Consider the following 7,420-nt stretch of genomic DNA (forward strand, 5'->3'; position numbering starts at 1 on the left):
CACTTGTCCCCCGTGTGTCACTAAAAACCCCCCCCCCGGGGGGCGGGCCCCCCCCCCCCCCCCCCCCCCACCGCTCGCCACCCTAACACCCAAGTTCGGCAACAGCAGTTATGCCGGAGAACGTCGTGGCTGGCGTAACATGGCGACGTACCACTTCGAAGACGGCGTGGCGCTCGTGACCGTCGCGAATCGAAGACGAGTCCGGCCGAACTCCGACCCGTGAACTGGACCGGAATCCTCGACCGCGACCGAAACCGCGCCGCGTGGTGGCTCTACCTCGGACTGCTGGGGTTGGGAGTCGCGTTTCTCGCCTACTCGTTCGTCGGGACGTTCGCGTTCGGCCTGTTCGTCTACTACGCCGCGCGGCCGGTCTTCGGTCGGATTCGGTCGCGAATCGGCCGGGACGGACTCGCCGCGGCGGCCACCCTGCTCGGGTTCGTCGTGCCGATTCTGCTCGTCGTGACGTACGTCGTCGTCGCGGGTATGGCCGACCTCGTCTCGCTCGCGGGCGAGGAGAATTTCGCGGAGGTGGTCGCGTCCGCGCTGAACGTCGAGCAACTCACGCGCGGCCAGCAGGACCTCGTCTCGCTGGTGACCGACCCGCCGGAGTCGGTGCGGTCGCTCCCGTTCGGGCAGGCCGGGTCGGTACTCGGGGGCGGACTCGCAGTGCTCGCGGCGGCGGTCGGCGGACTCGTCCACGTTTCGCTGGCGTTCGCGTTCGCGTTCTACCTCCTCCGTGACGGCGACCGAATCGCGGCGTGGTTTCGGGGAAGCGTCGCCGACCGCGAGACGGCGGCCCACGCCTACGCGACCGCGGTGGACGACGACCTCGAAACGGTGTTCTTCGGCAACGTCCTGTTCATCGCCGCGGTCGCGATTCTCGCGACCGCGGTGTACTACGGCTTCAATCTCGTCGCGCCCGCCGCGCTCTCGATTCCGTTCGCGATTCTGTTGGCGCTCCTGACCGGCGTGACCAGCCTCATCCCGCTCGTGGTCGGAAAACTGGTGTACGTTCCGGTGGTCGCGTACGTCGCTGCGACGGCGGTCGGGTCGGGCGGTGCGTTACTCGTTTACCCTGCGGGCCTGCTCGTGGCGTCGTTCCTGTTTCTCGACATCCTCCCCCAGACGTTCCTCCAGCCGTACATCACCGGGCGCGAGATTCACACCGGGGTGCTGATGTTCGCGTACCTGCTCGGGCCGATTCTGTTCGGGTGGTACGGCTTCTTCCTCCTGCCGATTTTCGTGGTGCTGGTGCTCCAAGCGGTGCGAATCGTGCTGACCGAACTCCTCCACGGCGACCGTCTCACGCCCGACGTGGACGCCGCGGGGTCGATGGGGTCGGCCCCGAGCGAGTCGTCGGCGGCCGACGGCGGCGAAACCGACGAACCGACCGGCGACGAGCAGACGGGCGATGAGCGGAGCGACGGCGAAGGCGACGAAAGAGAGGCGTGAACGGCCGAAGGACCCGAAATCGACCAAAGAACTTTGCCGCGAGTCGCCTAACCACGGACGATGATACTCGGAGCGCTGTTGGCCGCCGGGACCGGACGCCGGTTCGCCGGGGGGAACAAACTGCTGGCGACCATCGACGGCGACCCCGTGGTGGCCCGCGCGGCGCGCACGCTGACCGAGGCGAACCTCGACTCTGTGGTCGCGGTCACCGGTCGCGACCGAGACCGGGTCTCGGACGCGCTCCCAAAGGGCGTCGAAATCCTCCACAATCCCGACTACGAGCGCGGCCAGAGCGCGTCGGTTCGCCGGGTGGTCGCTCACGCCCGCGAGACAGGGGCCGACGCCGTGGTGTTCGCGCTCGGGGACATGCCCCGCGTGCGAGTCGAGACGGTCGAAAAACTGGTGGCGGCGTTTCGCGACGGCGCGAACGAGTCCGAAATCGTCGCGCCGCGGCACGACGGGCGGCGCGGGAATCCGGTGGTGTTCGGCGCGCGCCACTTCGACGCGCTCGCCCGCGTCGAGGGCGACACGGGCGGTCGGGCGCTCCTCGAATCCGAGGCGGTGGAGTGGGTGGACGTGGACGACCCCGGAATCCACCGCGACGTGGACACGCGCGCGGACCTCCGGGAGATTCAGGACGAGTCGAACTCGGAATCAGAACCGGGGTCCGGACGCGGGTGAATCGGCCCCTCGTGACTCGACAGCCGACCGCCCTCCCGACCGTTGGCGACCGCGAGCGCCTCGGTGACTACGCTGAGCGCGACCTGCGTCGGTTCGCCACCGCCGAGGTCCAGCCCCACCGGTGTCGAGATTCGGTCGCGGTCGGACGCCGAGAGTTCGACGCCCGCCTCGGCCATCGCGTCGCGCATCTCCTCGAATCGCTTGCGCGGTCCCATGAGTCCGACGTAGGAAATCTCGGTGTCGAGCAGGGCCGCGAGCGCGAGTCGGTCGTCCACGAAGTTGTGCGACATCACGACAGCGTAGGTGTCGGCGGGCCTGTCCACGAGGTCGGTGACCTCGGGCGGGCGGGTCGCTTCGACGCGATGGGCCGCCGGGAATCGCTCGGGGTCGGCGCGCGCGCCGCGCGCGCTGGCGACCGTGACCCGAAATCCGGCGTCTCTAGCGAGGCGCGAGACCGGCCGCACGTCGTTGTCGCTTCCGAACACGAGGAACTCGGGGACGGGCGCGTAGCCGTCCACGAACGCCTCGACGGTCCCCGCCTCGGTTTCGACCGCGACGGTGTCCGAGCGCCCAGTCGCCGCGAACTCGCGGGCCGTCTCGCGGACGCCCGCCAGAACGTCGTCGGGAATCGCGGGCCGGGCGTCGGTCGTCTCGACGTCGCCCGTCGAGTCCACGAGGACGCGCGCGCCGACGGTCGTTCCGTCGAGAGCCGAGGCGTCCCCTCCGACGACGGTCAGCAGGGCGGCGCGCTCGCCCGTGTCGGCGCGGGCGAGCGCGAGCGAGAAACTCCCGTCGGCGGGTTCGACCAGCACGTCGATGACGCCGTTGCATCCGAGACCGAAGCTCCACGTGTCGTCCTCGTCGGTGAGGTCGAACGTCTGGCGGAGCGGGCCGTCGGCAACGGCCCGCTCGGCGAGTTCGGCGACCGGACCTTCGAGACACCCGGCGGTGATGGCTCCGGTGGCGTCGTCGCCGAGGACCATCTTCGCGCCGGGACGACGATAGGCCGCGCCCTCGACGCCCGTGACGGTGGCGACCGCGGTTTCCGTGCCGATGCGGTCGCGCAGAGTCTCGCGAACCGCGAGGGTGCTGGCGGCCCACGGGTCCGGGGTCGCGTTCATGGAAACTGATAGCTAATCGCGGTATTTAGTGTTGGCGTCGAACGGGAGAGACGAGCAGAAGAGAGCCGAACGGGATTAGAGGGCAACCATTAATATCCTCACACGGGATACACTAACGTAATGAGTACCCAGTCTCCCGTCAAGATTACCCGAGACGACGGGCAGTACACGGCCATCGACACCGAAACGGGTGCCACGGGACGCGGGAAAAGCAGGGCGATGGCGCTCGTCGCGCTCGGTGCCGCGCTCGGCGGCGCAGTCGGATTCGACAGCGGAGAGTCCGAGAGGACTCTCGACCCAACAGAGTTCCTGAACGACGGTTGAGTACCGACCCTCACTCCTCGCCGAACACGCCTGCCTCCACGAGCGACTCGATTTCGGCCTCCGAATACCCCAACTCCGCGAAGATTTCGCGATTGTCCGCACCCAACTTCGGCGGCGCGGACTCGAATCCGCTCTCGGAGTGGGCGTAGTTCAGGGGGTGTTCGATGACCGGCACCTCGCGGTCGCCGTCCTCGATTTCGGTGACGACGCCGCGGGCCTCGGTCTGCTCGTTGTAGAGGGCGTCTTCGACCTCCTGAACCGGCCCGGCCGGAACCCCGGCCTCGACCAGAATCTCCATCCACTCGTCGGTGGTGCGCTCGGTGAGTTCGGCTTCGATTTCGGCTTCGAGCGCGGCCATGTTTTCGACGCGCTCGGCGTTGGTCTCGAATCGGTCGTCGTCGGGAAGGTCCGGGCGGCCGATGGCATCACAGAGCGCGCGCCAGAGCTTCTGGTTCAGACACGCGATGTTGATGTGGCCGTCGGCGGTCTCGTATGTCTGGTACGGCGCGAGGACGGGGTCCTTGTTGCCCATTCGGGACGGCGTCTCGCCTGCGAACACGCGCCCGGCCTGCTTGGTCAGCCACGGGAGCGCGGCGTCGAGCATCCCGAGGTCGATGTACTCGCCCTCGCCGGTTCGCTCGCGCCTGTAGAGCGCGCTCGAGATGCCGAATCCGGCCCACATCCCCGTGATGAGGTCGGTCTGAGGTAGGCCGACTTTGGTCGGCATTCCGTCCGCTTCGCCCGTGACGCTCATGATGCCGCTCATTCCCTGCACGAGCAGGTCGTAGCCCGGTCGCTCGCGCCACGGCCCGGTCTGGCCGAACGCCGAGATGGCGCAGTAGACTATGTCGTCGTTGACCTCGCGAATCGAATCGTAGTCCACGTGGAGTCGCTCGGCGGTTCCGGGCCGGTAGTTCTGGACGAACACGTCGGCCGACTCCGCGAGGTCGTAGAGCGCCGCGAGTCCCTCCTCGGTTTTGAGGTTCAGTTCGACGCTCCGCTTGCCGTAGTTGATGGTCCAGAAGTACGGCGATTCGCCGTCCACGAACGGCGGGCCAGCGTGGCGATTGTCGTCGCCAGCGTCGGGGCGTTCTACCTTCACTACCTCCGCGCCCTGATTCGCGAGCATCAGGGTAGCGAACCCACCGGTCACGAACGTCGAGAGGTCGAGGACGCGAACGCCGTCGAAAATCTTGTCGGACATGGGTGTGACCACTTCCCGGAGGTCACAAAAATCTTCGCTCCGCGGCGGACGACGTTCGAGAGTCGTGCAGTGAGCGGGATTTTAACGCCCGAACGCGTAGTGACCGCACACCACCGATGACCGTCCCGTTTTTCGGCCGACGCGTCTCCCGGTCTCGGACGCTCGCGCGAGTGCTCCAGCTAATCGTTCTCGGGGTGCTGGCGGTCGGTCTCCTCACGCGAAACGCCGCGGTCGTCGTGAACGCCGCGCTCGGATTCTTGGTCACGCTTCTCCCCGGCGTTCTCGAACGCGACTTCCGGCTTCCGCTCGACCCGCGACTCGGCGCGCTCATCGCGCTCTCCATCTGTCTCCACACCGTGGGGATGCTCGGCATCTACGAGACGACGTGGTGGTGGGACCACGCGACCCACGGTCTCTCGGCGTCGGTCGTGGCGGTCATCGGCTACACGGTCACGCTCGCGTTCGACGAGCACTCAGAGGACGTTCGCTTTCCGCCCCGATTTCTCGCGGTGTTCGTCTTCCTGTTCGTGGTCGCGCTCGGCGTGATTTGGGAGGTGCTGGAGTTCGCGGCGAACGGCGCGGCGTTCGCGCTCGGGGTCAGACCGGTGTTAATCCAGTACAGCCTCGAAGACACGATGCTCGACCTCGTGTTCGACATGGTAGGCGCGCTCGTGGTCTCGGCGTTCGCCACGCGACACATCCGTGAAAGCGTCGGCGCGTACGCCGAGTGGTTCGACCGACGGGTCGGAACCGACGAGACCGACAAGGAGACTGACCGCGAGTAGCCAGTCGCCCTACGAGCGGCCGCCGTGGCGGCCGCTCGAACTCGATTCCGACGGAGGAAAGAGCCTCGAACCCGAACTCCGAAGCGTGCCTACTCGCGACCTCTCCCATCCCCTCGACGGGGAGACGACCGTCTATCCGGGCGACCCTGAAGTCGAAATCAGTCCGGCGGCGACCCACGAAGACGACGGCTACCGCGTAACCGCGGTGGGTATCGGAAGCCACGCCGGGACCCATCTCGACGCGCCGAGCCACACCGAACCCGGCGGGCGAAATCTGGACGAGTTCGAAGTCGGACGGTTCGCGTTCGACGCCCGACTCGTGGACTGCTCGGGGAAGGAGGCCCGCGAGCCGATTCGAGTCGGCGATTTGCCGGACGAATCCGAGGCCGATTTCGGGATGCTCGTGATTCGCACGGGATGGGCAGACCACTGGACCGAGGACCGGTACTTCGACCACCCGTATCTGAGCGCGGCGGCCGCGAAAGCGTGCGCCGAGCGAGGCTGGTCGGTGGGCGTGGATGCGCTGAGCGTGGACCCCTCCCCGAGCCGGCGCGGGCGAGAAGCGGACGGAGAGCCGTCGGGCGTGCCCGCGCACCACGCCCTGCTCGGGAGCGAGCGGCTTATCCTCGAAAATCTCACCGGACTGGCCGACCTCCCCGAGCGATTCGAACTCCGGGCGTACCCCCTGGCGCTGGCCGACGCCGACGGCGCGCCCGCGAGGGCGGTTGCCGTCTGGTAGTCGCAGTCAGTGAATCGAAGCGAAATCAGTGAGTCGAAGGCAGAACGTCCTTGACCGGGTAGAGGTCGTCGTGAATCCCCTCGCCGTCGCAGTCGTCGTTCGGGCATCGATAGTACCAGCCGTCTCGTGTGGCTTCGGACTCCTGAAACCGCTCGCCGCACCGGCCGCAGAACAGCCGCGAATCGAGGTCGTCGGCGTCCCGCGAGAGGTCTACGTCGGTCTCAGTCCGTCTGCTCTCGAGCAGTTGTTCCATACGCGTGAGTTCCACCCCATAATATAAAAGCCCTACCGATTTTCGGCGTTCCGCCGGTCGAGACGCCGAAATTAGCCGAGGTCAGGGCGGACGAAAACGGCGGCGAAGCGAAATCGGCTTGCGGATGCGCGCGCAAGCGACGGTCGATGACGCGGTTTCGGAACACCGGACAGCCGGATTGGGACTGGTGGGGACGACTGTGGCCGACTCCCGGCGCGACACTCCGGCGTCTCGGGGTCGAATCGGAAACGTCGGTCGCGGAAATCGGCTCCGGAAACGGCTACTTCGCGCTCCCCGCCGCGCGAATCGCCGCGCCAGCGCCGGTCTACGCCCTCGACATCGACGGGGACCTCCTCGACGAACTCGGCGCGCTCGCAGACCGCCACGAAATCGAGAACGTCATTCCAATTCGGGGTGACGCGCGCGAACTCGGCGACCACCTCTCCGAAACCGTGGACTTCGCACTGCTGGCGAACGCGTTTCACGGAATCGAGGAGCCGGAAACCGTCGTGACGCAGGCGTTCGACGCGCTCGAACCCGGCGGGCGATTCGCGGTCGTGAACTGGCGCGACGTTCCCCGAGCGGCGACCACGGTGACGGGAGAACCCCGAGGACCGCCGACCGACCTTCGAATGGGTCCCGACGAGACGGAAACCGCCGTCCTCGAAGCCAGCGACTTTTCGGTCGAACGGCGCATCGACCTGCCGCCGTACCACTACGCGGTCGTGTTCGAGCGGTAATTCCACGGCAGACGGCCCGGACGCCGTGAGCACGGCACGCACCGATTTCCCGGCGCGGGGGGGGGCCCGGCCGCGGGGCGGAAGGGGCCCGCGGGGGACCACCGCGCGCCGGGCCCCGCGG

At 67.7% G+C, this 7,420-nt stretch carries 9 protein-coding genes; 6 read left to right on the top strand and 3 right to left on the bottom strand.

Annotation, left to right across the window (positions count from 1 at the left end; translation table 11 throughout):
• Positions 1-219 precede the first annotated feature (219 nt).
• Together EKH81_RS15215 and EKH81_RS15220 are read left to right on the top strand one after the other, a co-directional pair.
• The gene (locus tag EKH81_RS15215) at positions 220-1,452 is read left to right on the top strand and encodes an AI-2E family transporter (protein ID WP_132058824.1); all 1,233 of its coding nucleotides are present in this window, start codon (positions 220-222) and stop codon (positions 1,450-1,452) included.
• A 60-nt stretch (positions 1,453-1,512) separates the two neighbouring features.
• On the top strand, positions 1,513-2,133 hold the full coding sequence (locus EKH81_RS15220) for a nucleotidyltransferase family protein (RefSeq protein ID WP_132058825.1): 621 nt from the start codon (positions 1,513-1,515) through the stop codon (positions 2,131-2,133).
• Here EKH81_RS15220 and EKH81_RS15225 read toward each other — a convergent pair.
• A complete protein-coding gene (locus EKH81_RS15225; protein ID WP_132058826.1) occupies positions 2,085-3,254 on the bottom strand; it encodes an XdhC family protein in 1,170 nt (389 codons plus the stop codon). The genes EKH81_RS15220 and EKH81_RS15225 overlap by 49 nt on opposite strands.
• A 120-nt stretch (positions 3,255-3,374) precedes the next feature.
• Between EKH81_RS15225 and EKH81_RS15230 the strand changes: the two genes are divergently transcribed.
• Positions 3,375-3,578, top strand: a complete 204-nt coding sequence (locus tag EKH81_RS15230) for a type II toxin-antitoxin system HicB family antitoxin (RefSeq protein ID WP_132058827.1) — start codon at positions 3,375-3,377, stop codon at positions 3,576-3,578.
• A 10-nt stretch (positions 3,579-3,588) separates the two neighbouring features.
• Here EKH81_RS15230 and EKH81_RS15235 read toward each other — a convergent pair whose 3' ends face one another.
• The gene (locus EKH81_RS15235) at positions 3,589-4,782 is read right to left on the bottom strand and encodes a CaiB/BaiF CoA transferase family protein (RefSeq protein ID WP_132058828.1); all 1,194 of its coding nucleotides are present in this window, start codon (positions 4,780-4,782) and stop codon (positions 3,589-3,591) included.
• A gap of 116 nt (positions 4,783-4,898) precedes the next feature.
• Between EKH81_RS15235 and EKH81_RS15240 the strand changes: the two genes are divergently transcribed.
• Together EKH81_RS15240 and EKH81_RS15245 are read left to right on the top strand one after the other, a co-directional pair.
• The gene (locus EKH81_RS15240; RefSeq protein WP_202935166.1) at positions 4,899-5,567 is read left to right on the top strand and encodes a DUF2238 domain-containing protein; all 669 of its coding nucleotides are present in this window, start codon (positions 4,899-4,901) and stop codon (positions 5,565-5,567) included.
• Positions 5,568-5,652: 85 nt separating this feature from the next.
• Complete coding sequence (locus EKH81_RS15245) at positions 5,653-6,306, top strand: cyclase family protein (RefSeq protein ID WP_132058829.1); 654 nt, start codon at positions 5,653-5,655, stop codon at positions 6,304-6,306.
• Between the two features lie 25 nt (positions 6,307-6,331).
• On the opposite strand, the gene EKH81_RS15250 is transcribed toward EKH81_RS15245, so the two are convergent.
• Positions 6,332-6,559 carry a transcriptional regulator gene (locus EKH81_RS15250; protein WP_132058830.1) on the bottom strand — a complete coding sequence of 76 codons (228 nt, stop codon included), beginning with the start codon at positions 6,557-6,559 and terminating at the stop codon, positions 6,332-6,334.
• A 146-nt stretch (positions 6,560-6,705) separates the two neighbouring features.
• On the opposite strand from EKH81_RS15250, the gene EKH81_RS15255 reads away from it, so the two are divergent.
• Positions 6,706-7,299 (top strand): class I SAM-dependent methyltransferase, encoded by a 594-nt coding sequence (locus EKH81_RS15255; protein WP_132058890.1) that lies wholly within the window; start codon positions 6,706-6,708, stop codon positions 7,297-7,299.
• The last annotated feature ends 121 nt before the right edge of the window (positions 7,300-7,420 follow it).

The organism is Halorussus amylolyticus (assembly GCF_004143485.2).
GTDB lineage: Archaea > Halobacteriota > Halobacteria > Halobacteriales > Haladaptataceae > Halorussus > Halorussus amylolyticus.

Bases quoted from the DNA above. Each gene is read 5' to 3' on its own strand.
- EKH81_RS15220 (WP_132058825.1), top strand. From the start codon at position 1,513: ATGATACTCGGAGCGCTGTTGGCCGCCGGGACCGGACGCCGGTTCGCC.
- EKH81_RS15225 (WP_132058826.1), bottom strand. From the start codon at position 3,254: ATGAACGCGACCCCGGACCCGTGGGCCGCCAGCACCCTCGCGGTTCGC.
- EKH81_RS15230 (WP_132058827.1), top strand. From the start codon at position 3,375: ATGAGTACCCAGTCTCCCGTCAAGATTACCCGAGACGACGGGCAGTAC.
- EKH81_RS15235 (WP_132058828.1), bottom strand. From the start codon at position 4,782: ATGTCCGACAAGATTTTCGACGGCGTTCGCGTCCTCGACCTCTCGACG.
- EKH81_RS15240 (WP_202935166.1), top strand. From the start codon at position 4,899: ATGACCGTCCCGTTTTTCGGCCGACGCGTCTCCCGGTCTCGGACGCTC.
- EKH81_RS15250 (WP_132058830.1), bottom strand. From the start codon at position 6,559: ATGGAACAACTGCTCGAGAGCAGACGGACTGAGACCGACGTAGACCTC.
- EKH81_RS15255 (WP_132058890.1), top strand. From the start codon at position 6,706: ATGACGCGGTTTCGGAACACCGGACAGCCGGATTGGGACTGGTGGGGA.